The following is a 24,268-nucleotide window of genomic DNA, read 5'->3' as shown; positions in this document are numbered from 1 at the left end:
CTGTGTCTGCTCTTATATCACCCCTTCGGGGTTTCCGATGGCTGCCGTTTCGGTCTAGTATCCTTTCATCCCTCCGGGATTGGTTTTCCGTTAATCCCGAAGGGATGAAATAATACTTCGGCAGTCTACAACGCAGGAGCGATGTGGAAGGGTGGTGCCGCTGCGGCGGCGCCAGACAGTGGTGTGCGCTAAGGCGCCACTGGCCGAGTGAATAACGAGCCCTGTAACGTAGCGACGGTGCCGTGAGATAATAAAGCTTAGATGAGATCCTCACACCACGGCACCGACCTGCCCTGATCAACGAAATGCTACAGCTCTTGCAAGACTTTCTCCAGAAGTGCTTTTGTGGCTTTGATGCCTTCGTCTTCCGATAACGTTCGGCCTTCGTATTCGATGCCGACGTAGCCGTTGTAGCCAGCTTCTTTGACGATCTTCATCATGCGCAGGAAGTCGGTATGGGTTTCTTCGCCTTCGGCATTGAATTCATGGGTTTTGGCGCTCACCCCTTTGGCGTAAGGCATCAGTTCGGCGACGCCCTGGTAGCGGTCGTATTCATTGAGGCATTCGTAAGCGGGGCCTCTTTCGATGCAGAAGTTGCCAAAATCGGGCAGAGTACCTACGTTGTCCATGTTTACCTGCTTCATCACACCGGCCAGCCAGGCGCCGTTGGAAGAGTAGCCACCGTGGTTTTCGACAATAACGTTGATGTTTTTGGTAGCGGCGTAGGTGCCTAGTGCGGCTAAACCTGCTGCTGCCTGGGCTGCTACCTCTTCGGCCGTGCCACTACCGGCAGCGTTGACCCGGATGGAGTGGGCACCGAGAAACTGAGCAGCATCGACCCAAGGGTAATGGTTTTCTACCGCCTTTTGGCGAGCAGCTTCATCGGCATCGCCCAGGTCGCCCAAGCGGTCACACATGATGAGGCCAACGCTTACGCCAGCTTCCTGGCACTTGTTGCGGAAAGCCGTGAGGTAAGCTTCATCTTGGGCTTTGCTGAAGTAGAAGGTATTGACCAATTCAATGGAATTGACGCCATAACCAGCGGCAATGGTAGGAAAATCCATCGGGTCGAGCTCGCCTTGCAGCAAAGAGTCGGGCGATTCGTCGAGCATCCGGCCAAAGGCTTCCCAATCATCAATGGCCCCGCCGAAGAAAGAACGATGCAGCGACCATTGCGCTAAAGAAATTTTGAACGCTGGTTCAGTGGCTTCTTCGGTCGGCATATCAGTGGGTTCTTGTGGTTTTGAACTACAGGAAAAGATAAAAAGTAGTAGGAAAGGAAGGAAAATTCTTGTAGACATGGTGGTTGGTTTGATAGTTTGATAGTTGGATGGATGTTCAGGTGTGTAAAAGTTCTTAACGGAAGATGCAAAACACTTTTAACTTCCGATTTTTATGAATACGATCTTCTATGCCTTATATGGTTCAAATCCCAACCCCATTGATCATCCCCCTCACCCAGTCATTGGGAATCATATCGATGGTGAGGTTGATCCGTTCTACCTCGCTATTGTTGTTGATACGGTGGGGGTCGGTCAGGCGCAGGTACCAGCATTCGCCAGCTTTTAGTGGTACGATCTCGTTGTTGAGGTAGAACTCCACCTGGTCATTGGTAAAAACGGGGATGGTGAGGCGAATAACGGATTTTTCGATGTGCAGGCCTAAGGTGGGGTCGGTATGTTCTCGCACAGTGGCCTGTGGAGCCAGTCGTAACAGGCGCACCAGCGTGACATCGGTATGCGCTTTGAAGTAGTCGACAACACTGGTGAGGTAAGGCGATTTCTTCATCAGTTCGGTATCCAGCCATTCGGTCCACGAGCCATCGGCGTAATCATCGGCGGGGGGAGGTATCGGCAACGAAGGGTCTACCATGTGAGCAGGTGAGCGTAGAGGCAGCACATCGTAATAGATGTAGCTGTACAGTTGCAGTGCTTTTACTTCTTCCTGGAGTTTAGGAACATCAAAAGTGAGGGGTAATTTTACCCGATCCAGGGTAGTATCGGCGGTTTCGACAGGTTGCATGATATACGTGTTTTGAGGGTGTCTTTGATGCTGTAAAATAGGTGTTTTCTAGGACGTAAGCAAAAATCGATGATTCTCTTACATGATCACTTTAAGTATTCTAATTGCCCTCAATAGCAGCCTTTGTCATCCTGGATTTCGCCAAATTATAGGCACCTGTTATAAAGAGAGTGATCACTAAAAAAAGTGTTCTTCGGCTACCCCATTGAAGATAAGGCTGAGCAGCTAATACTGCACCCGCAATAACGATCAGCAACCAGCCCATCACAATGTAGTTCTGCTTCTCCTGTCCACTTATTTTTACATTATGCTTGATGTAGTGGTCAACTTCAGCCAGGATGTTTTCACTGGTGAAAAAGCTATTTTCAAGTGCCTTGACGATCTCTTCTTCTTTCCTACCTTCCTTCATCATCTTGACAACGGACCTTTGGCCCATTGTCTGGATTTCGGTAATTTGAAACTTCTTGACCAGTTCAATGGTAGAAGGTGCCAGATCAGGAAAAACCTGTGCTAGTTGTTCTTCCTGGCCATTGAGCAAGTAAGGCTCGAATTGTTTTCCGTACTTCTGCTCGAATTCTTTACGGAGAAGTACTTTGATTTGATTGATATCGCTGGCATATATCCCCTGCTGACTGAGGCTGTCTAGGTAATCATCTATTGTAAGGTCTTTGTTTATTTTTTGAACGCCTTGCTGCGCAATGGCTCGTTGTTCCTGGTATTTCATTTTTGTGGATCTTAATGGAGCGTTTACAAAGGATTTTGATGCTTAGCTGATGCCCTAGCCCGGCCAAGAGCTTATTAGGAGATCAAGGCTTTCGCCTACGGCTGCGTTTGGCCTCCTGGATTTGGTAGCGGAGCAGGACGCTGAAGGCCATATTCACAACAGGAGGATCAAAGTCACGTAAGCCTACTTTTTGGGATTCGGGAATGATTGGATTTTCTTCTTTGATACTGCCAAAATCGGCAATCAAAATATTGGGAATGGCCTTGATGTCTAGCGTCACCTTTTTGGATAAACGGGCAGAAATCATTGGGATAAGGGCCACTTCCAGAGCGAAAATTTTCCCTTCAAATGGAAAAAACTGGCCAAAGCTATTCGTATTTGGCGTACGCCGATAGGTATACAATGAAGGCTCTATAGAACCAGCTATACCAAAGTGTAGGTTGCCATATTTTTGATCACCAAAGTATTTGCCAAACTCATAGCGGAAAGCATAGGCTGCTGCTTGTTGGTCTTCCCCGTAGCGTAGCACAAGCCTGGGGTTACCTGTACTGTCAATCAGGAAATAATCATCCTTAAAAGAAGACTTGAAAAAGGATAGCTTAGTCAGCGAGAATTCGTGAAAAGTGGCCTGCTGACTCATAAACTGAACACTGGCACCAATGCCCAGTATTTGACTTGGCGCTTCATTGGTTTTGGTGCGGGTAAAGTAGAGGATATCGCCCTCTTCAATGATAAATGTACCGGAATTAGCCGTGATAAAATTGAGAATCAGGTCGTCACTCTGGGCTGAAAAAAAATTGGTAAAAAAGAAAGGATCTCCAGCTGGCAGGTAATTAAAAGTAGTGGCCACCCGCACGTTCTGCTTCTTGAGCCATTTGCTTCTTTGAGCTACGAGGGAAAAGGGAAGTACAAATAACAAAACAAGGGAAAGGGGTAATAATCTTTTCATGGAGAGCGGTTTTAGACTTAGAAAAAAGAGAAAATATATATTCGTTATGCGCGAAAATAACAAATCTTGCTTAGGCAATAAAAGATACCATGGACAATACTTTACTTCACCGGCAAATACAATTTCATCTTCTCCGGATTTAGTTCTACCGCATCCAAATGTCCCATCCGGGTTTTGTCGTCGGTAATCAGGTGCAGGTGGAGATACGAATCGTGGTGGGTAAAAATCCCCTGGTGCTCGGTTGAGAAAAAGCCGATGATTTCTACTTGCGCTTGCCCCAGCTCGTAGTTGGTTTGTCCCCGATGGGCTTCTTCCGGGGAGCTCACTTTACTGCCTGCTGGCAAATTTTGGATATGAATATCAGCGCTCCTCACTTCTCCCTTGAGCTTGAACACAAAGGGGCGTTTGTAGCTTTTGGTCAGGGTGTCCAGGTGGCTTTCCAGTGCTTGACTATTCGTCACGGTAGATGGCAATTCCTGTTCTTCCCATTCACTCACGTTGCCATAAACCAGGAAGGGGGCATCCGTGGCAAAGCTTTCCTCCACGGTCATTGCGGTATCTGATACGACCCTCGAAACATAGGCTTTACCATCGTTGATCAGGAGTTCGCCTTGCAGGTAGCTCAATGGCCCAAGGCCGTATAAGCCTTCTCTGTTTTCAATATCCTCCAGGCGGATCATACCGGCCAATTCTCCTTTCCACATCACGTTTTTCATGGCGCCAGCTACTTGTACATCGGGGTAGGCGTTGTGGGTAACTGCCGTTACTTCGCCCCCGCCGCAGGACAGAAAGCTAAGGAGGAGTAGCAATAGAAGGGAAGGAGTGGTGAATCGGTTATTCATTGCTTATGTTTTTCAAATGAAGTGCATGGTGTGAAAGCTTGTCCTATGGAGCAGTGCAGGGTAGAAAACCCTGCCTTATGGAGTAGTGCAGGGTATGAAACCCTGCCCTATGGAGCAGCTGTGCTCTCTTGTCTTTATTTCAATGTCAGATCGGAATCCTGGCACTGGGCTCCTGGCTACCGCTTTCTTCGCCTTTTCTTTTTACGAAATTTGCCCTCTCCATCTATGACGTAGTTGATGTTGAAGTTCCGGAAGTCTAAAATGGAGGCAAAGGCTTGGGTATCCATGCGAGCACTTCTGTTGACTTTTTGCTGCTCGGTCAGAATAGGATTTTCTACCCGTTCTTCGTACCACGACCACTGCCCGGCTACCGGGATAAAGCTGTAGCCAATATTGATATTTTTGTGAATCTGGTAATTCAAGCCCAAGTGGATATTCAAGCCCATCCCCAACCAGGTTTCCCTGACAGGAAACTTTACATAAGAAAAAGGAGTAGTGGTTTTTCTTTGATAAACCGGGTAGCCGCCTACACTTGCATCCGCCGTCAGCCGATTGAGCAAGGGGAACATTTTTCCTCGCCGATAGCCAAAGCGAATATCGGTAGTTTCCACGCGCGACCCTCTAAAAGGTTCGGCTATCCCCAAATCTCTTCTTTCGATCACCATAAGGTCTTCTTTCGTAGTTAGGTCAAAGGCAAAGACATCAAAATGATGGTAGGTGTTATTCTCTTTGATGATCCGATAATACATTCCCAGTGAGAGGGCAGCATCGTGGTCTTCAGTCGTCAAAAAAAGAATAGAATCAGGCGTATACTGTTTCACATCACTCTTGTTCTGATAATAAAAATTATGGAGCCCTATCCACTGGTCAGGCATGGCACGTTTTTGCCCCAGCAAGCTAGTGCTAAATAGCAGCAGGAAGCCAAAAAGAGAGCATAAGCGAAAGCAAAAGGTAATCGTTTTCATACTCAGAGAGATTTTTGTGATAAAAAACTAATAGCCCATTCAAAATGAAAACACTGTCATCGAATGGGTAAGATAAGGTTTTGTAAGGGATGAAAAAATACTAGGCTTACCGCTTGTTCCGATAAAATTCCTGCAAAATAAAAAACGCCTTCTTTTTCTGTCCGTCGTCAGAAATGAGTCCTTTCCTGTTCCAGCCATCTTGGATGACGGGCAACATTCTGCGCGGCGACCTGAAGTCTACCAATATCCAGGGGGAGAATCCTTGGACTTTTTCTAGCCGGTCAATCATTTGCAGGGTTTCCACGTACAGGTTTTCTTGAAATTCTTCGGTCCAGCGTTCTTCTTTGGTGCCGTGTAATCCTTGCTTGGCTCCGGCACCAAATTCGGAAATCAGCACGGGTTTGTCTTCTTCAATCTTCCAGGTAATGGTTTTGCATTTTTCCGGCAGCCCATCGTACCAGCCGATGTATTGGTTGAAGCTTAGCACATCGACAACTGCGGCAAAAGGATCGTCAATGGTTCTGATGGTGGGATCCCCCTGGTAATTTTTTTGTTCCAAAGCGGCACTGATGAGTCGGGTGTTGTCGGTTGCCCTGGTGTAGGCTGCGAGTTTGTTGAGAAAGACATTTCTGGCCGCTACGTTTGGGGTTTCATTGGCCATCGACCAAATAATGACACTGGCCCTGTTTTTGTCGCGCGCAATCAATTCCGACAACTGGTTTTCGGCATTTTGGTAGGTGCTCTCGTTGTCCCAGGAGATGGTCCAGTAAACGGGGTTTTCTTCCCACACCAGGATACCCATCTGGTCGGCTAGCCTTACCATGTGCTCATTGTGCGGATAATGTGCCAGTCGCACATAGTTGCAGCCCAGCTCTTTGGCCCACGCGAGTAACTGTGTGGCATCTTCTTTGGAGTAACCCCGGCCATCTCGCAAAGGACTCTCTTCGTGGATAGAGATACCCTTGAGATAAACCGGTTGGCCGTTCAACAGGATCTGTGTACCCTCGGTGCGGATACTCCGAAAACCTATCTGATCCTGCACCGTCTCTTCCGCCGTTTCGATCAACACCTCGTACAGGAACGGATCTTCCAATGACCAGTAGCGAATCTCTTTAGCAGAAATATCTACGGCAACGTAACCGTCCTGATCGGTCGTAAGCTGCTGATTGATGCCTAATCCTGGGAGCTTGAGCTGAAGCTTTGTTGGGGCAGCATCCTTGCTGTTGACCTTCACGTAGCCCCGTATCTTTTTGGTATCCTGTGGGTCCAATTGGATAAAGTAGTCTTCTACAAAAGTAGCCGCTGTTTCTACAAGCCTGACGTCTCTGGTAAGCCCTCCGTAATTCCACCAGTCGGTATTTAAGGTAGGTACACCGTCTTTGAGTCGCTTGTTGTCTACTTTGACGATGAGGAAATTATCCTTCTCTTTTACCATGTCCGTAACCTCAAAATTGAAAGGCGTAAAACCGCCAACATGGGTGCCTAGCTTCGTGCCATTCAAGTAAACCTCGGCCTGGTAGTTGGCTGCTTCGAAGTAAACGAAAAGCCGGTTGCCAGCGCTTGTGAAGTCAAAGTCAAACGACTGCTTGTACCACACCGTTCCTTCGTAATAATACAGGGCCTCTTTTTGGGTGTTCCAGTCGCCGGGCACGGCAAGGTGATCCATTTTGTCAAAGTTGTACTCTATCAGATCACTGACATCTTTGGGCTTCGAATTCAGAAAAAAAGCATTCGCACTAGGAGTAGCTTGCTGATCAAAGGGCTCGTAGCGGTAATTGTAATAGCCGTTTTCGTAGGGGTCCACAATGTATTTCCAATTGCCATTCAGGGAAATGGTGGCCCGATTGTAGACGTTTTGCAGTAATTGATCTTGGGCATGCACGGAGGCTATCCAAGTCATCAAAACTAGAAGGAGAAACTGTTTACTCATGTCCTTGTATTGCTCTGCGCAGTGCGCACGTTAAATGAATAGTCAAAACCTCTGCCGGGTAAATTCGTGAATTCACCCTGTCAGATATACCTCTAATAATCCCTTTTATTTCCTTATATGGTTCAAAAATATTGAGCTGTACCTCACCCTTTCAGAAATTGTTTAGGCGTAAGCCCCGTTTCCTTCTTAAAGTAGGTATTGAAAACCGTTTTGGAATTGAACCCACTTTCGTAAGCCAATCCTAATACAGTGATATGGGCATTGGCGGGATCTTTAGCCAGCCGCTTAAAAGCCTCCACCCGATAGTGGTTGATAAACTCATTGAAGTTTTTGCCCAGGCATTCATTGATCAGCCAGGAAAGCTGGTTGGGGTGCAAGCCCAGGTATTCCGCCATGGAACGCAGCGACAAATCAGGGTTGAGGTAAGGCGCTTCCTCTTCTATGTAAGAGAGAAGGTGCAGCTTATACTCCGAGGTAGCCTTTTTATCCAGTAGCGCCTTTTTGCTTTTATTACTTCTTTTGGTGCTAAACAAGGTGGAAGGGAAAAGCTGCTGCTGCACCTCCACATACCGCGGATCTTCCTTGATGACGTTCATCAAAGGATCGGCGAATCGCAGCAGCAAGAGTGGGTTACGCGCTTTCATGGCACGTTTTATCCAGGCAAAGGCATGCTCTGTTTGACCGGTTTGGCCATAGAGCAGGAAAAGAAAGATGTCGGCAGTGAAACTATCGTCTCCCTTGGCAAACTCCACCAACTGCTCTTGGTAATAATTTACCTTCTCCTCGTCTTTAAGAACGGCGTACCCGAGTGCCCGCGAACCAATTTCATTGGCAGGGATAATGATGTCTTGAGGCAGATTGTCATGGTAATGAATGACTTCTTCGGCTTGCCCCATCATCAGTAAACAATTGGGTTTCACGGAGTGCACGGGGATATTCTTGGGATTAACTTCCAGACAAGCATTGAGTTTGTTCAAGGCGCTGGTGAAATCTTCGAGCATATAATCCAGGTAAGCACTGAAAAAAAGCGTTTCCTGTGAAAGGGGGTCGACGCTAAGGGCAAGTTTTATGTGTTTTTGCGCCAGTTCTTTATGACCCGATACGATGTAGAGAAAAGAAATAAACTGTTGCGATTCTACGTGGTTAGCGTTGATTTCCAGTGCCTTTTTTATGTATTGAAAGGACTGCTCAAAGTCGGCTGCTGTAAAAAAGGCGAGGTTGGCCAATTGGTAGTAAGCCGCTGGCAATCGGTCATTGATGGCGAGTGCCTGGTGGGTGAGTTCGGCGCATTTTCCCCATCCTTCCTCGTAAGAGATAAAGCCTGTAGTCGCCAGAAAGCTGTAACTGTCGCCTAGCCCCACCAAAGAGTTGGGGTGCTTGGGATCCAATTCCAAGGCCTGTTCATAAAATTGTATCGCTGTTTTTATGTCCTCCGGATTCCACTTGTTGAAGTGGTAGCGTCCCTTGAGAAAGAGCGTGTAGGCATCAAGGTTATCCGTTTGCTTCGACACCAGGTGTTCCTTGATTTCAAAGTGACCAAAATGCTCGCGCAGTTTTTCGGCGATCTCCAGACTTACCTCGTCTTGCACCTCAAAAAGGTTGTCCATGTTCCGGTCCCAGGTGGCGGACCAGAAGTGAAAATCTTCATCGGCCTGGATCAACTGTGCGGTGATTCTCATCTTTTTTCCTGCCAGGCGCACGCTGCCTTCTAGTAGGCTCGCCACACCAAGCTGTTCTCCAATTTCCGTAATCGGAATGTTCTTCTCCTTGAAGAAAAAAGCAGAGGTTCGGGAGGTCACCCGCAGTTCCTCAATTTGCGCCAAGGCATTGATAATCTCCTCCGTGATACCATCACAAAAGAAATCGGTTTCCCGATCCGCACTCATATTCACGAACGGCAAAACAGCAATGGACTTAGGATGTTTTTCTGATTTTTCCAGCAAAACTGTGCTTTATTGATACTGGGTGATCCACTAGGGTCGTAAATATAACGCAAAGTTGGCGAGGGCACAAATAATGACTGGGTTGGGTTTTTGAACCACATGAGGCACTTAAGGGCACTTAAGTTTTTTTGAACCATATTAGGGATTATGAGGGCATTTAAGGAGGTGGCTTTAGTTTACTCATACAGTACTTATCCCAGTAGCATCTCCCACTACTCCTTACCCTACTAGATTAACTGCCGTCCTATATTTTATCTATCATTTCTTGCATTACTGATTGTCTTTTAAGTCTATCATCCGTCAAATCTTCAATTGAGTTGATTATCGCAACTGCCTTATTGAAAATGTTTATAACTTCATCATTAGATTTTGCGCAGACGTCAATTATCTTCTGACAATATCCTTCCATCTTTCTGGAATTTAGTTCTGGCATCTCTTTACCTGAAATGATAAATCTTACTAGAAGTATAATATGCCATTTGAATTTTCTTACATTCTGAGGAATATCGGCTTTAGCTACTAGTAAATATAGTCTATACAAGGCAAGGGATGAAGTATAAAAAATAATTTCTTTGACATCATCTGAGAATATTTTTTCAGTGTACAATTCATACATACGCTTTGGATACCTGTATGATAAATCAGGTCGTTCAATGAACATTGCACATACTGCTTTTGCAGTATTATTTAGTGAAAATATTCTCACATTAGGAATGTCCTTGCCTGTATATTGCTTATCCCTCCGTTCAAAATATAGCCTTCCATCTTGTCCTTCATATGTATTAAAATAGTCTTCAATTCTTTTTGATACAGGTCTTAATGATAAAAATTGAGTCTCATCTACCTTCGTTTGACTATTAGTTGCTCTTACTAATTCAGAGAACACATCTTCATTGGCTGTTTCAACAACTTTTAAGTTTACCATTAAATCTTCATGTATGTTGTTTCTATTCTCGAATAGAACATTTGATGTTTGGCAGCCATTTACAATTTGGTAGTTTTGAATATGCAAAATACTTCCCTGAACTCTTACGTCTTCACTTACTATTGTAATCCCATTATTTAAGACAGGAAATCTTGATGATGTTTCTTGGTTATTAATTGTTTCAGCAATAGCAGTATTAATGGGATTATCTACCCCTAAAAATGCTCTAACATTTTCTTCAAAGACGTTATTTCTTAGATTTCCGTCTTCGTTTGTAAGTATTTCATTAATAAAATCTTTCGCTTTTACCACTGCTAAATATGCTTCTTCTATACCTACAATACTTGGTAGTGGTGCATTACTGAACATAGAAAGCCTTGAGGTCACTCCTGAATATGTGTCAACCCATAGCTTAGTAATTTCATTTCGACCTAAAAATTGAAAATCCACTTGACTAAAATATCCTATATCTTCTAACTGCTTAACAAACTCAACTTTAGCTAATTCAAGAGCTTCTGGATTTCTGTAAACTCCTGTTGTGACATACCGACCAATAAATGACGGTTTCCCATTTCTTATTTTTGGAACATTATCAATTACAATATCAAATACCTGCCTTGCATTTTGCTGTATATCTTCATTCACTTCGTAAGTGTCAGAATTAACAAACTTTAATATTGATTCTTTGAATTTAAGAAAGTCTCCTAAATCATAAGATTCACTCCTTTTTGATTGAACAAATACAATATCGACATCGTGATTTCTTCTTTCTGAATTGAATACAATCCTAGCGTCATCATCTGATACAATCAACTCTTCGTTAATTATGATTGCGATACCATCAGTTCCATCATCACCTTCACCAGTTGTTACATTTTCAACATCAACTATTCCAATCATTTTTGACGACATAACAGAATGATTAACGAACATTTCAAATTGTTCGCTTTCATCAAATTGTTCTAAAGCATTACTTTTTACAAAGTTGTCTAAATGTGACTTAATAATTCTATGCATGATTTTAATTTTTTTATTTATTTGACCCAACTCATTTTCCCCCCCACAAAAAAAAGCAGCACCCCAGGTCCTGCTTTCCCACCACCCACCACCCCACAAGGCAGCAGCTGATCATCTAGTATAGCAGAAAAAGCAGCGTCCAAAACAAGTACCCCCTTAAGTGCCCTTATATGCCTTATATGGTTCAAAAAAAAGAAGAGGGATACGATCCGCTTCGCGTACCTAAAGTATAGCTTATAGCGAGGAAGGAGCATCACGGAAAATTTCCAAATAATTCCGTGAGTACGTCCTAATTCTCTCTACCCTTTACCTTAAGTGGCGATAGCCACGTATCCCTCTTCGTCACGCCTTTTAAGATCAACCAGAACACATCAAGCAGTCCGGATCATCCAGGCTACAGGCTTGTCCTTCTTCGGCTGCTGTGGCTTGGCTGATGCTGCTGCCGCCGTTGGCTACCGCCGCCAGGTTTTCCGCTTTTACCGATGCTTGCGCCTCTGCGTTGACGGTAAATTTGATCGGGTTCACCGCTGCCTTCGAGCGCAGGTAGTACATGCCCGTTTTCAGGCCTTGCTCCCAGGCGTAGAAGTGCATCGAGGAAAGCTTACCGAAGGTCGGGTTCTGCACAAACAAGTTCATGCTCTGACTCTGGCAAATAAACGCGCCGCGGTCGGCCGCCATGTCGATGATCACGCGCTGACTGATCTCCCAGACCGTCTTGTACAGGTCTTTCAGTTCCTGAGGAATATCGTCGAAGTTTTGGATCGAGCCGTTGGCCGCCATCAGGCGGTGCTTCATGTCGTCCGACCAGAGGCCGAGGCGGTTCAGGTCGCGCAGCAGGTGCTTGTTTACGATCACAAACTCACCAGACAGCGTCCGGCGACTGTAGATGTTCGAAGTGTAAGGCTCAAAACATTCGTTGTTGCCCAGGATCTGCGAAGTAGATGCCGTAGGCATGGGTGCTACCAACAAGCTGTTGCGCAGACCATTCTTCTTGATGTCCTTCTTCAGTCCAGCCCAATCCCAACGGTCGCTGGGTTGCACGTCCCACATGTCGTACTGTAGAATGCCCTTGCTGGCGGGCGAACCCTCGTAGCTCTGGTAAGCACCATCTTCGGCAGCCATCGCACAGCTCTCGGTGAGGGCCGCAAAGTAGATGGTCTCAAAGATGTCCTTGTTCAGCTGGCGTGCCTCAGGGCTATCAAATGGGTAACGCATCAGGATAAACGCATCGGCCAATCCTTGTACGCCCAGTCCAATCGGACGGTGACGCATATTGCTGTTCCGTGCCTCGGGGATGGGGTAGTAGTTCACATCAATCACCTTGTTCAGGTTGCGCGTCACAATGCGCGTCACCTCGTACAGGCGCTTAAAGTCGTAGGTGCCGTCTTTCTTCACGTACTTGGCCAGGGCCAAACTCGCCAGGTTACACACTGCCACTTCGTCGGGCGAAGTGTACTCCATGATTTCCGTACACAGGTTCGAGCTGCGGATGGTGCCCAGGTTTTTCTGGTTGCTCTTGCGGTTGGCCGCATCTTTGTACAGGATGTAAGGCGTACCCGTTTCGATCTGGCTTTCCAAAATCGCGAACCACAGGTCCTGGGCTTTCACCACTTTACGGGCGCGTCCTTCCTGCTCGTACTTGTGGTACAGGGCCTCAAATTCGCCGCTGTGTACATCAAACAAACCTGGAGCTTCGTTGGGGTCAAACAGCGACCAGTTGCCGTTTTCCTTCACGCGCATCATAAATAGGTCGGGCATCCACATGGCGTAGAACAGGTCGCGCGCACGCATCTCTTCCTTACCGTGGTTTTTCTTCAGTTCCAGAAAGTCGAAGATGTCCGCGTGCCAAGGCTCCAGGTAGATCGCAAAAGCGCCCTTGCGCTTACCACCTCCCTGGTCCACGTAGCGGGCCGTATCGTTGAATACCTTCAGCATAGGTACAATCCCGTTGCTGGTGCCGCCGGTGCCTTTGATGTAGCTGCCTTTGGCGCGGATGTTGTGAATGCTCAGTCCAATACCACCAGCCGACTGCGAGATTTTTGCACAACGGTCCAGCGTCTCAAAGATACCCGGAATGCTGTCTTCCGTCATCGACAAGAGGAAGCAGCTCGACAACTGCGGCCGTGGTGTTCCTGCATTGAAAAGGGTAGGAGTGGCGTGAATAAACCACTTCTGCGACATCAGGTGGTAGGTCTCCAACACCTTCTCAATATCGTCACCGTGAATGCCTACCGCTACCCGCATCAGCATGTGCTGTGGACGTTCCACCACGTTGCCATCCATCCGCATCAGGTACGAACGTTCCAGGGTTTTAAAACCAAAAAAGTCAAACTGGTAGTCGCGGTCATAGATGATCGCGCTGTCAAAACTGTCACGGTGTTTCCAGATGACCTCGTAAGCTTCCTTGCTGATCAGTCCGGCCGGTTCCCCGGTTTTAGGATCGATATATTCATAAAGTGCTTTCATCGTTTCGCTGAAAGACTTATCCGTATTTTTATGCAGGTTCGAAACCGCAATACGCGCCGCCAGGATCGCATAATCCGGGTGGTCTGTCGCCATACTCGCTGCCGTCTCGGCGGCAAGGTTATCCAGCTCCGTGGTAGTCACACCATCATAAAGCCCCTGGATCACCTTCTTGGCAATCTCAATATGGTCTACCTGCTTGGCCAGGCTATAATTCAATTTTTTAATACGAGCGGTGATCTTGTCAAAGCTTACGGCTTCCCGCTTTCCGCCTCTTTTTACTACTTCCATCTTTGGTGTGTATTTATGGTGGTGTTTAAGTTATTTTATGGTGTAAAGGTTGGGTGTGTGTAACAAGGTGTAAAGGTTGGGTGAGTGTAAAGGTGTAAAGGTTGTTTTTAGGTGAACCAAACGTTTACACCCTTACACCCTTACACTTTTCCAACCATTAAAAATCTTCATCCAACGAAAACACCTGGCTATCCCGATCGGCCATCACGCCGCTCTTTTGGTAGTCGCCTACGCGCTTTTCGAAGAAGTTGGTTTTGCCTTCCAGTGAGATAAGGTCCATCCAGGGGAAGGGGTTCTCGGCGTTGAAGATCTTACCTACGTTCAGGGCTACCAGCAGTCGGTCGGCCACAAACTCAATGTATTGGCACATCATGTCGGCGTTCATACCGATGAGGCTCACTGGCAGGGCATCCGTCACGAATTCCTTTTCGATCTCTACCGCGTTGGCGATGATGTCGCGGATCTGCGATTTGGGCAGCTTGTTCTGAATGTGGTCATTGTACAGCAGGCAGGCAAAATCACAGTGCATCCCTTCGTCTCTGCTGATCAACTCGTTGGAGAAACTCAAGCCCGGCATCAAGCCACGCTTCTTCAACCAGAAGATGGAGCAGAAAGAACCGGAGAAGAAAATACCTTCTACCGCTGCAAAAGCGATGAGCCGCTCGGCAAAGGTGCCGTTGTCAATCCAGCGCATGGCCCACTCGGCTTTCTTCTTCACACAGTCCATCGTCTCAATGGCGTTGAAGAGGTAGTCCTTCTCTTTGTTGTCCTTAATATAGGTGTCAATCAGGAGGGAATAAGTCTCCGAGTGAATGTTCTCCATCATGATCTGAAAACCGTAGAAGAACTTAGCCTCCGTATACTGCACTTCTGCAACGAAGTTTTCTGCCAGGTTTTCGTTTACAATCCCGTCCGAAGCGGCAAAGAAAGCAAGTACATGTTTAATAAAATGGCGTTCATCATCATTCAACTTTTCTGTCCAGTCCGTCAAATCCTGGCTCAGGTCAATCTCCTCTGCCGTCCAGATACAAGCTTCCGATTTTTTGTACTCCGCCCAGATATCATCGTGTTGAATAGGGAAAAGTACAAAACGGTTAGGGTTTTCTACCAGGATCGGCTCTACGTTTTCGTTCATCTTTTACTTCCGTTTATAAAATATTAAAATTTCAATGCTACAACTCGTTTCGTTTAGTGGCTACAACCCCCGCCCATTGCGTAGCGAAATGGTCAGGCAAGCACAACATGCTAGGTAGTTTTGTGGCACAGGTTCGGGGCATGACGATGGCCACTGCCGTAACAGTAGCCATGATCATAAAGGTTTTGAGATCGGAAAAATACCGCTCCCTCGCGTTCCCCTTAATGTTTGTTTACCGAATAAGCTCCTGCTGGAAAAGAGATAGTTAAAATGGTATCAGTAAGTTTTATTTACCTATTCGGCGCTTTGGTTTCACTAAGATAGGGGCTAAGAATAAAAAAACGTTAATCAGTTTTCCACATTTTGTGGATAACTAACATAAGTGTCTGATTATCAATGATAATTAATTGTGTAATTAGTTTTCCACAATGTGGATAACTTTTTTGTGGATAACTTTCCCGGCTTGGTGACAACTATATTAAAGGGAAGTGGGAAGTGGTTTTTTTGGTGTAAGGGTGTAAGTGTTGGAAGCGTGTAAGGGTTAGGCAAGGTCACCAAAAAACCATCAACCATCAACCATCCAACAAACTAACCCAAAACCAACTTACTCAACTCCCCATGCCTCAGCAACTGCCCTAGCACGGAATGCCCTTGCTTGCTTAGGCCGTGGAGGAGCACCAGCCGCTGATCAGCTGGGAGGGTGGGTGAAAGCAGGAATTGCTCCAGTCCAGCAGCCTGTTGAGCGCTAAGCTCAGGATGTGTTTGAAGGTAGTCGAGGATGCGTTGTCCCAGGGTGGCCAAGCGGTCTACGCGGGGGAGTTCTCCGGTGAGCAGTTGATCCAATAGCGATTGCTGTATGGCTGCATTGGCATCCAGAAAGTCGGCTGCGGAGGGGAGCGGAATGCTTTCGTTGGCCAAAAACGCTACGAAGGCTTGCGCAGCTTGTGCCCCTACCGCCGAATGTGCCAATAATGCCAATTGCGGATCAGGCGGCATGGGCTGCCCGTATTGTTGCCACAACCGGAAGAGGAAGGTCAGTGTGCGTGCGGTCGTCTGTTCGCCATCAATACTTTCAGGATGTAGCCGTACAAATTCAATGGCTTTTTCTGGCAGGCCGCTGGCTTGAGCCCACTGGGTCCAGCTCTCAAGGTCAAAGACCAACTCCAAATGAAGCATACGAGAAATGGTGGCTTCATCTACGGGCGTGACCGAATACTGCTGCCCTTCGGGGTTGCCCGTCAGCAAAATGTACCAATCCTCCGGTAAGGCCCAGGAGCTGAGGCGGCGTGCTTGCCACAAGGCCATCAAGCCTCGGAGAATGCGATCGTCGGCTCGGTTGAAATCATCAATCAACAAAATGCCAGGCCCCTCACCTTGGGGGATCCATTCCGGTGGGGCAAAACGGCTTAGCGCACCACCAACTTCCTTGTGGTCTAAATAGGGGAGGCCAATCAAGTCACCCATCTCTTCAAACTGTGCTGGATTGATCACTCTACAGGGCCAGCTTTTCTCCTGAGCCAGTGCTAAAATCAACTCCGTCTTACCAATTCCATGTTTTCCCCATAGGCAAACAGGAGGCACCTGGTGAGCTGGTTGTGTGAAAAGGCGCTGCAAATACTGATAAGCAGCTTGCGTACTAACGCGTGGCCCATGAAGAAAAGGAGAAGTAATTGACAAATTGGTTTGTTTTTTGCGCAAAATTTGAACGTATTAAGCTAATTTATGACATAAAAGGCAGCAAGTTCCCAACTTTTTTGTGATTTTTGTGCGCAGAGGTATATTTACTACCTCTTATCCTTTCGCTTTTAGGTCATGAAACCACTGAAGGTCAATTTGACTTTCCATGCTTTAGAGAAAACACACACAAATTTGACCGGCAAGCATTCAACGTTTGTCGTGATAGTGGTATTGGTCAATCCAACATTATCAATTACTTGATTATTGCACAACTGCAAGTGGCTTGCCACTTGTGTACAGAAGGTTTCAAAAAGCGTGATTAAGCGGCAAAATAGCTGTTTTAGTCAATTATTCAAGGTAATCCCTATGAGACACTACATCCTTTGGTGCGGACTATTATGGTCTGTGACTTTGCTGGCCCAGCCGCGGGCAGAACTCAATTTATTACTTGGTGGAAGCACTTATTTTGGTGACTTGCAAGTAGAAGACCGTATTCCCAACTGGGACCAGGTGCAGTTTGCGCCAGGGCTGCAATTTGGGTTACCCATCAGCAAAAGCTTTTTGCTGCGGGCGGGCATCCAATCGGCGAGCTACGAAGGCGCAGATGCTTTCAGTGAGATTGCTGTTATCAGGGAACGCGATTTTTCCTTTACCGGTCAACTTGTGGAAGGGAGTCTCCAATTGGTATGGGAACCTTTCGCGCAGCGTCGTTATCCTGCTACTGGCGGGTACCGAAATATCGTTTCTCCCTACTTTTTTGTGGGGGCTGGTTTGACCTTCTTTGAGCATTCTACCCGGTATGGTAATCCAGGCATCGATGGTTTTCCTCCCAAGATACAAGCTGATATTGATGCGCAAGAATCTCCGGCATTTGTCCTGCCTATGGGGGGAGGGCTTCGCTTTGACCTGAGCAAGCATACGAGCCTGGGCTTGGAAGTTGGTGCGCGTAAAACCTTCACGGATCAGCTCGATGGGGTATCCAATTCAGGGAGATCAGATACCGATGATTGGTACGTGACCGGTGGGGTGACCGTTAGTTATCGTTGGGTCACACCAGATTATGATCGTGATGGTTTTTTGGATAAAGACGACGCCTGCCCCGAGCAGGCTGGTGTTGAGTATGCCAAAGGCTGCCCCGATAGCGATGGCGATGGCCTGCCCGATAATGTTGACCTATGTCCATACCAGGCAGGAAAATTAGATGCTCGTGGTTGTCCTGATACCGATTTTGACGGGGTGGCTGACTTTGTGGATGATTGCCCCGATTATCCTGGTGCCATCAGTGCGAAGGGATGCCCTGATGCGGATGGTGATGGCTTGAAGGACGAGCAAGATATGTGCCCTTATTGCCCCGCTGTCAATGGTTTGTCGGGTTGCCCAGATGCCGATGGTGATGGGATTGAAGATGCCCGTGACCGCTGCCCAAATTTGGCGGGCACCAGTGAAGGCGAAGGTTGCCCTTACGTAGACAAAGACCATGATGGCGTACCCGATGATGAGGACCAATGTCCCGAACTCGCTGGATCAATCGCAACAAAAGGTTGCCCGGATAGCGATGGCGATGGCATGATTGATGCCGAAGATAAATGCCCGCTACTGGCGGGTACCAAAGACCATGGCGGTTGTCCGGAAGTCAGTGAAGCCATCAAAGAAACCTTGGCTGTCGTGACGGAAGCCGTACAATTCGAAACGGGGAGCAATCAACTCAAGGGAAGTTCGCAAGAGAAGCTGGATGAGCTGGTTGCGATATTGATGGCACATCCTTATTATCATCTTACCATTAGTGGTCATACGGATAGCCAGGGTAAGGCTGCTGATAACCTCAAGCTGTCTCAAGCACGTGCGCAAGCTTGCTTCGAGTACCTTCAAAGTGCTGGTGTAAATGCCGAGAGAATGGCGCACGAAGGTTTTGGCGAAAGCCAACCCATTGCATCGAATACCACGAAAGAAGGTCGCCGCAAAAACCGGCGGGTTGCTTTTGAGTTGGTCGTTCGATAAACAAGAAGATGTGCTATTAAGCTGGACTTCTATCGGTTAAAAAATAGGCGGTAACTAAGAGTTTCCTTGGTTTTGTATATTAGCTCTGTAAATCAACATCTCTCTGAACGATGAAAAACTTTTTATTCGGTTTGGGTATCCTCTTTGGAACACCAGCAGCGGCGCAGTCATTCACGGTCACCATTCCTGTTGATCAGCTTGCTGATGCCACTATATCTTACTGTTTCCTTTCTGGGGAGGAAGGAGAAATCATCGATGATTATTTTTATAATCCTTTTAAGGAATTACACACCGACACGATTCGGTTAAGAAGCTATTCGGCAGATCAGTCTCATCTTACGGTGATTCATTATTATGTTCCTGTAAGTGCCGATGAGGAAGATTTGACCAAGGTTTATACCGTTTATGGTTTGGAAAAGGATTTTTTGTACCAAGCTGTAGCCCGTCCACGAGAGATGAATGCCTTGGGGCAATACGCCCTAAGTGAACAAGTCTTCTATCATTTTACAGGCTTGGATTATAGTCTTTCTCAAGTGCAATTTCCTCCTAAAGCAGAACTCACGGATAAAAGGTTTCGGTCACGTTACCAAACTGGAGCAATTGAAGGGATAGACCAGTGTGCAGAAGATTATTATATTTTTCTTAGAACAGGTAGCCAAGTACCTTGGCGATACATTTTGCATCAGCAAGAATTTAACGGAAAAACCTTTCGTTACGACGATTTACCGACCATCTCTCGTGAGAAAAAAATTGTTTTACCGGTTTTCGGTCGGTGGCAACTTCAGGTTACCGCTTATCACCCTTATCTCGGTGATCGAGTGAGTATTCCTTTTTCTGACAGTCGTGATGGTCGGTTTGAAGGGCGAGAATTGTATTTGCAAATTCCGGAAGATGATATTCTCGAAGATTTTATCATTCGGGCATCGCTTTCGCCAAAAAGGGATAAGTACCAATACCTCTTTCGAGGCGATCATTTGCCGGATGAAATAACGAGGTTGGAACCAAGTGTAAGCTCTTTGAATGAAGCTCGGCGTATCTCTATAAAGATGGCTAGCCCCGACGGGTACTTCCTCCTGGAGAGTCCAATCAGTCGCTTGGTTCGAAACGGTGAAGGGGGATTTGAGTTTGAGAATACCCGGTTTTCATGGATGCTTTCTGGCGAAATACCTTCCTCAAGGCATATTGAATTTGATATTCCCATTTTTCGAGGCGATATCGTTCGCGTTATTCCAAGCTTGAATAGGTTTACAGGGAGACAAATGACGGTCTGCAAGCTCTTTTATCCCAACGTGAAACTCAGCCCTCAGCAATGGTCAAGCCAGTTGGTTCAGGGGGAATACTTCTTGCAAGAATTAGGAGGGATGATGTTTACAAATAATTTGCCCTTTAGTATCCGTTAGTGACGGATTAAAAATAACTGCCCCCATTTTTGATTCGCTAAAATTTTCTAAGCAAGCGACTAAAAGGAGCTTGCGTGAAAATATTCGCGAATCGGTAGAAAAAATGGGGGCAGTTATTTCCGTCTTTTTACTTAGGTCCTATTTAGGCCGCCGCTTCAACCTTGCATAAATATGCTTGGAGTGGCCACGGCCAGGAGATTCGCGCTCATCAATTTCGATCATGCCCGTCAGTGATTTTAATAAGGGCGTGAGTTTGTTGAACCCATAATTCCGGGGGTCAAACTGGGGCTGTTTTTTTAGCATCAAGCTACCTACTTCTCCGAGGAATGCCCAGCCATCGTCGTCGCTGATATCATCGATGGTTTCCGCAATGAGCTGCTTGATCTTGCTGGGAACCACCTCTTTCTTGCTACGACTCGTTGTACCTCCGGTACCAACCTTTTTCTTTTTGGTGGGTGGTTTGAGGATTTCGATAAAGATAAAACGGTCACAAGCCACAATAAAAGGCTCTGGCGTTTTTTGCTCACCCATTCCGATCACGCGCATCCCGGATTCACGTAAGCGAGTAGCGAGGCGGGTAAAGTCGCTATCGCTGGAAACTATACAGAAACCGTCGACTTTAGCACCATAAAGGATGTCCATGGCGTCGATGATCATAGCGGAATCGGTGGCGTTTTTACCAGTGGTGTAGCTGTATTGTTGGATCGGAGTGATGGCGTGTTCGAGCAATACTTGCTTCCAACCCCGGACATGGGGCTTGGTCCAGTCACCGTAAATGCGCTTGATGGTGAGTGTGCCAAATTTAGCAAGCTCTTCCATCATTTCTTTGACCATTTTGTAGGGAACGTTATCGGCGTCGATCAGTACGGCCAGCTTCAAATCGGGGTTGTCTTGGTTTTTCATAAAAATAAAGGTAGGTTTTTGTTGGGGTAAGTACCTACTGTTCGTCTCTTCTAACGGACGATTCAAAGCATACGTTCGATCCTTGGGGATTTTTTTAATAGAAAAACGCCGCTCTCTGACCAGGTCAGAAAGCGGCGTTTCTATGCCAGTTTTCAATAAAAACTCACTTTATTTATTTACGACCAGGCGGCGGGAGAGCCTTTGCTCACCGTCGTTGAATTCAATGAAATAGACGCCGTTCGCAAAATTGCTCAAGTCAATATTCACCTGTGCTTGCGGTCCGGTAGGAGCCTGCTGTAGCCAAACAACTTGCCCGATAGTGTTGGTCACTTTGATCTGCAATTGTTTGCTTTCCTCAAAGCTGTAGCTGATGGTAGCGAGGTCCTTGGCCGGATTTGGGAAAATACGGAGGGTTTGAACAAATGCTGCATCATCAACACCTACCGTCACATCAACGGTTACGGTCAATACAAGAGGATCAACGCAACCAGACAAATCCGAAACGGTAACGGAATAATCACCAGCCGTCAAGTCGGTAATGGTGGAAGTGGTTGCGCCGTTACTCCATTGGTAGCTATAATTTTCGGAACCTCCCGTAATGACATTTACACTCGCAGATCCATTGCCGCCTGGAGGAGTTATTTCGGGTGAACTGACAACCGTACCATTAAGCACAGGAAGTGTTGGAAGGAGGGTCACCAAAACAGAGGTACCCGTAGCAATACAGCCATCGGTTAAATCAAGCGCTGGGAAAGTTCCCGTTGCACCCCCGTACACGATAGGTGTAAAATAGTAGTTGCCAGCCGGCAATTGGGTGCCATCGTTTACCAAGGCAGGCGTATAGATGTCTTCTACATTGGTAACCACACCAAATGCGCCCAGGTAAGAAGCTTCCATAAGTGGATTCGCGGAACCCGAAATATCCGCAGAACTTACTACCCAACGAAAGCCATTGACAGGGCCTTCTTGTGGAATGACCGTACCAGCGGCTAAATTGAAGGAGGTGGGGTCTCCCAAGCAAACCAGCTCCGTATCTGTAGAGGCTGCACCGATGGCTATATCAGCACAGGTAATGAATGCTATTTCGGTGAATTGCACGCAATATTCACCGATAGAACCATTCCAGCCGTCAATCAGGATGTAGTAAGTAACCCCAGCTTCGGTTTGGAAATCAATGGATGCATTGTAGAGGTCGTTGGGGAAGTCCTCATCTTCATTACAGGCCACAGGTATTAGATTACCACAGTCGTCACCGGAGTAGATGGCCATTTGGGTATCACCGTCGGAAATGTAGTTGGTGGAACCACAATCAGAGGTCTTGATATTGTACGCCAAACCGTCGCCTACGAAGGTGTACCACTGGGTATTGTGGAAAGTGCCATCATCAAAGCAGTCGGTACCGGTTGTTGGTTCTCCTCCTACGGTAGCATCGGTATTGTCGAACAAGGGAGAAGAAAGGGTATTGTTGGGCCCACCACCAGTTAGGCTGCTCAGGTCCGTCGCATCGGCACAATCATCAGCGGCTGTCGAAGCGGTGGTCACAATCCGGAAGTGGTAATCATCGTCATTGAGTGACCATGTGGTACCATTGAAATTGTAGGTACGGTTGCCCACGGCAGGAGTGCTTTGGGTTAACCAGGTTTGGCCAGTTGGAACAACAAAACCTACAAATACATCACCGGTGATGGCCGATAATTCAGCACTGTAGTCGCGCAAGTCTACCCGCGTCATTGGGCTGGTATTCATCAGTGTAGCTTCTGGCGTAACCATAAACGGGGTAATGAGATCCGCACCGGGAAGCCCTCCTTCATTTGCCCAAACGTGAAATTCGAAGTCGCTGTTTGGGCGGTTTGGATCCGTGTAATTACGGATCAGTGCGTATTTTATATCAGCGCCAAAAAGGGTGAACCTTACGGCACAACCTGATAGTAAACTTTGAGCATCAGGCCCAAAAGAATTAACAAAATCTACCTGGCTATTGTCATAAATGACGTGATTTCCTGCGATGTAGCTAAAGGTGCTGGTAGTGGCGGTATTATTGTTGGGCGAGTTGTCCGTTACACTAATGGTGTAGTCAATTTGTGATCCAGCAGCTTCTTCAGGGATGGTGAAGGTGTAAGTATTATCAACGGTATTCATCCCTGTTACAGAAGGAGCCGCTACACCATCTACCTGATAGCTAAGGGTAGAGCTAGCAACACCGGAAACATCCACAAGCTCCGCCGACATGACCACATCTCCCTGAACGCTTGCGTAGAAAGTTGGCGGAGTATGCAAAATGAAAGGTGCAGCATTGTCCTCATTCGAACTGGAGATAACCACATCATCAATATAGATGCCGTCTACTTCATAACCTCCGTCAGAGAAAAAGCGGAAACGAACTTTCACATCGTTGTTGCCCACAAACCCTCCGAGAGAATAGGTGTATTGAGTCCAGGGGCTAAGGTTCCCTTCTCCAAATATGGTCGCTACGTTTAGCCAGGCACCACCATTGGCGCTTGCTTCCACGTAACAATAATCAAAATTGCCGTTTTCGATATCATAGATCGCGAAGAAACTCAGACTGGCATCCAAGGCTGCCGATAAATCAATACCGGTAGTCAAAGTTGCAGAAATATTCTGACTGGCGGCGTAGTTGCCAGCAGGGCTATCTGTCAGGGAGTTGGTTCCGCTATTGGCCTGGGTACTCGTAATGCCCCATGCTCCTTCTAGGGTCCAGTTGCCTGCCCCAGCTTCAAAGTCATCGGAGAATTCGATGGTTTGTGCTTGCAAGGCAAAGGATGCAACAAACAGTACACCTAGTACTAGTAAAAGATTTTTCATAGAATAAATTATTCGGTGATTAGAAAAGTTGGATACATAAAGTCGTTAGCTAGGAGAACTTACCTAACTCTCTATATTTTCACTAAAAGTAGTTATAATTTGGATTATGTTTCCGCTGTTAACAAGATGTATGGTGGAAATGTGCGATGATGCTACTAATTAATTAATTTAATGTACTCTTTTTCTATTTCTTCAAAATGGCGATTCAGAGCAGTCTTTAGTGCGTTCACCAAGTTTTTCTCCTATTAGTGTTCTTCCTGC

17 protein-coding genes are annotated in these 24,268 nt (G+C 46.7%); 2 read left to right on the top strand and 15 right to left on the bottom strand.

Annotation, left to right across the window (positions count from 1 at the left end):
* Nucleotides 1-308 precede the first annotated feature (308 nt).
* The 13 genes from AB0L18_RS01025 to AB0L18_RS00965 form a co-directional block, all read right to left on the bottom strand.
* Nucleotides 309-1,301 (bottom strand): sugar phosphate isomerase/epimerase family protein, encoded by a 993-nt coding sequence (locus tag AB0L18_RS01025; protein WP_367390730.1) that lies wholly within the window; start codon nt 1,299-1,301, stop codon nt 309-311.
* Nucleotides 1,302-1,425: 124 nt separating this feature from the next.
* On the bottom strand, nt 1,426-2,022 hold the full coding sequence (locus AB0L18_RS01020) for an aspartyl/asparaginyl beta-hydroxylase domain-containing protein (protein WP_367390729.1): 597 nt from the start codon (nt 2,020-2,022) through the stop codon (nt 1,426-1,428).
* Nucleotides 2,023-2,122: 100 nt separating this feature from the next.
* Nucleotides 2,123-2,746: a hypothetical protein gene (locus AB0L18_RS01015; protein ID WP_367390728.1), complete on the bottom strand. Its 624-nt coding sequence runs from the start codon at nt 2,744-2,746 to the stop codon at nt 2,123-2,125.
* An 82-nt stretch (nt 2,747-2,828) separates the two neighbouring features.
* Nucleotides 2,829-3,695, bottom strand: coding sequence for a hypothetical protein (locus tag AB0L18_RS01010; RefSeq protein ID WP_367390727.1), 867 nt, complete (start codon nt 3,693-3,695; stop codon nt 2,829-2,831).
* Nucleotides 3,696-3,796: 101 nt separating this feature from the next.
* Nucleotides 3,797-4,537 (bottom strand): acetolactate decarboxylase, encoded by a 741-nt coding sequence (locus tag AB0L18_RS01005; RefSeq protein ID WP_367390726.1) that lies wholly within the window; start codon nt 4,535-4,537, stop codon nt 3,797-3,799.
* Between the two features lie 176 nt (nt 4,538-4,713).
* Nucleotides 4,714-5,502: a hypothetical protein gene (locus tag AB0L18_RS01000; protein ID WP_367390725.1), complete on the bottom strand. Its 789-nt coding sequence runs from the start codon at nt 5,500-5,502 to the stop codon at nt 4,714-4,716.
* A gap of 106 nt (nt 5,503-5,608) precedes the next feature.
* Nucleotides 5,609-7,432 carry a glycoside hydrolase family 2 protein gene (locus AB0L18_RS00995; RefSeq protein WP_367390724.1) on the bottom strand — a complete coding sequence of 608 codons (1,824 nt, stop codon included), beginning with the start codon at nt 7,430-7,432 and terminating at the stop codon, nt 5,609-5,611.
* Nucleotides 7,433-7,575: 143 nt separating this feature from the next.
* Nucleotides 7,576-9,375 carry a helix-turn-helix domain-containing protein gene (locus tag AB0L18_RS00990; protein ID WP_367390723.1) on the bottom strand — a complete coding sequence of 600 codons (1,800 nt, stop codon included), beginning with the start codon at nt 9,373-9,375 and terminating at the stop codon, nt 7,576-7,578.
* A gap of 244 nt (nt 9,376-9,619) precedes the next feature.
* On the bottom strand, nt 9,620-11,317 hold the full coding sequence (locus AB0L18_RS00985) for an AIPR family protein (RefSeq protein WP_367390722.1): 1,698 nt from the start codon (nt 11,315-11,317) through the stop codon (nt 9,620-9,622).
* Between the two features lie 357 nt (nt 11,318-11,674).
* On the bottom strand, nt 11,675-14,071 hold the full coding sequence (locus tag AB0L18_RS00980) for a ribonucleoside-diphosphate reductase subunit alpha (RefSeq protein WP_367390721.1): 2,397 nt from the start codon (nt 14,069-14,071) through the stop codon (nt 11,675-11,677).
* 157 nt (nt 14,072-14,228) lie between these two features.
* Nucleotides 14,229-15,206 (bottom strand): ribonucleotide-diphosphate reductase subunit beta, encoded by a 978-nt coding sequence (locus tag AB0L18_RS00975; protein WP_367390720.1) that lies wholly within the window; start codon nt 15,204-15,206, stop codon nt 14,229-14,231.
* Nucleotides 15,207-15,243: 37 nt separating this feature from the next.
* Nucleotides 15,244-15,378 carry a hypothetical protein gene (locus tag AB0L18_RS00970; protein ID WP_367390719.1) on the bottom strand — a complete coding sequence of 45 codons (135 nt, stop codon included), beginning with the start codon at nt 15,376-15,378 and terminating at the stop codon, nt 15,244-15,246.
* Nucleotides 15,379-15,794: 416 nt separating this feature from the next.
* On the bottom strand, nt 15,795-16,883 hold the full coding sequence (locus AB0L18_RS00965; RefSeq protein WP_367390718.1) for an AAA family ATPase: 1,089 nt from the start codon (nt 16,881-16,883) through the stop codon (nt 15,795-15,797).
* 366 nt (nt 16,884-17,249) lie between these two features.
* On the opposite strand from AB0L18_RS00965, the gene AB0L18_RS00960 reads away from it, so the two are divergent.
* Together AB0L18_RS00960 and AB0L18_RS00955 are read left to right on the top strand one after the other, a co-directional pair.
* Nucleotides 17,250-18,881 (top strand): DUF6089 family protein, encoded by a 1,632-nt coding sequence (locus AB0L18_RS00960; protein ID WP_367390717.1) that lies wholly within the window; start codon nt 17,250-17,252, stop codon nt 18,879-18,881.
* A 110-nt stretch (nt 18,882-18,991) separates the two neighbouring features.
* Nucleotides 18,992-20,281 carry a hypothetical protein gene (locus AB0L18_RS00955; protein WP_367390716.1) on the top strand — a complete coding sequence of 430 codons (1,290 nt, stop codon included), beginning with the start codon at nt 18,992-18,994 and terminating at the stop codon, nt 20,279-20,281.
* A gap of 138 nt (nt 20,282-20,419) precedes the next feature.
* On the opposite strand, the gene AB0L18_RS00950 is transcribed toward AB0L18_RS00955, so the two are convergent.
* Both AB0L18_RS00950 and AB0L18_RS00945 read right to left on the bottom strand, forming a co-directional pair.
* Entirely contained in the window at nt 20,420-21,184 is a 765-nt protein-coding gene (locus tag AB0L18_RS00950) for an NYN domain-containing protein (RefSeq protein WP_367390715.1), read from the bottom strand.
* 168 nt (nt 21,185-21,352) lie between these two features.
* Complete coding sequence (locus tag AB0L18_RS00945) at nt 21,353-24,007, bottom strand: T9SS type A sorting domain-containing protein (protein WP_367390714.1); 2,655 nt, start codon at nt 24,005-24,007, stop codon at nt 21,353-21,355.
* Nucleotides 24,008-24,268: the final 261 nt, after the last annotated feature.

Origin of the sequence: Lewinella sp. LCG006 (assembly GCF_040784935.1) — a bacterium.
Classification (GTDB): Bacteria; Bacteroidota; Bacteroidia; order Chitinophagales; family Saprospiraceae; genus Lewinella.
This window is presented reverse-complemented; position numbering and strand designations above follow the sequence as displayed.

What these genes read in the sequence shown, in the direction of transcription:
- AB0L18_RS00985 (WP_367390722.1), bottom strand. Translation starts at nt 11,317, where the DNA reads ATGCATAGAATTATTAAGTCACATTTAGACAACTTTGTAAAAAGTAAT.
- AB0L18_RS00945 (WP_367390714.1), bottom strand. Translation starts at nt 24,007, where the DNA reads ATGAAAAATCTTTTACTAGTACTAGGTGTACTGTTTGTTGCATCCTTT.
- AB0L18_RS01010 (WP_367390727.1), bottom strand. Translation starts at nt 3,695, where the DNA reads ATGAAAAGATTATTACCCCTTTCCCTTGTTTTGTTATTTGTACTTCCC.
- AB0L18_RS00970 (WP_367390719.1), bottom strand. Translation starts at nt 15,378, where the DNA reads ATGGCTACTGTTACGGCAGTGGCCATCGTCATGCCCCGAACCTGTGCC.
- AB0L18_RS01020 (WP_367390729.1), bottom strand. Translation starts at nt 2,022, where the DNA reads ATGCAACCTGTCGAAACCGCCGATACTACCCTGGATCGGGTAAAATTA.
- AB0L18_RS01025 (WP_367390730.1), bottom strand. Translation starts at nt 1,301, where the DNA reads ATGTCTACAAGAATTTTCCTTCCTTTCCTACTACTTTTTATCTTTTCC.
- AB0L18_RS00980 (WP_367390721.1), bottom strand. Translation starts at nt 14,071, where the DNA reads ATGGAAGTAGTAAAAAGAGGCGGAAAGCGGGAAGCCGTAAGCTTTGAC.
- AB0L18_RS01000 (WP_367390725.1), bottom strand. Translation starts at nt 5,502, where the DNA reads ATGAAAACGATTACCTTTTGCTTTCGCTTATGCTCTCTTTTTGGCTTC.
- AB0L18_RS00955 (WP_367390716.1), top strand. Translation starts at nt 18,992, where the DNA reads ATGAAAAACTTTTTATTCGGTTTGGGTATCCTCTTTGGAACACCAGCA.
- AB0L18_RS00960 (WP_367390717.1), top strand. Translation starts at nt 17,250, where the DNA reads ATGAGACACTACATCCTTTGGTGCGGACTATTATGGTCTGTGACTTTG.
- AB0L18_RS01005 (WP_367390726.1), bottom strand. Translation starts at nt 4,537, where the DNA reads ATGAATAACCGATTCACCACTCCTTCCCTTCTATTGCTACTCCTCCTT.
- AB0L18_RS00995 (WP_367390724.1), bottom strand. Translation starts at nt 7,432, where the DNA reads ATGAGTAAACAGTTTCTCCTTCTAGTTTTGATGACTTGGATAGCCTCC.
- AB0L18_RS01015 (WP_367390728.1), bottom strand. Translation starts at nt 2,746, where the DNA reads ATGAAATACCAGGAACAACGAGCCATTGCGCAGCAAGGCGTTCAAAAA.
- AB0L18_RS00975 (WP_367390720.1), bottom strand. Translation starts at nt 15,206, where the DNA reads ATGAACGAAAACGTAGAGCCGATCCTGGTAGAAAACCCTAACCGTTTT.
- AB0L18_RS00950 (WP_367390715.1), bottom strand. Translation starts at nt 21,184, where the DNA reads ATGAAAAACCAAGACAACCCCGATTTGAAGCTGGCCGTACTGATCGAC.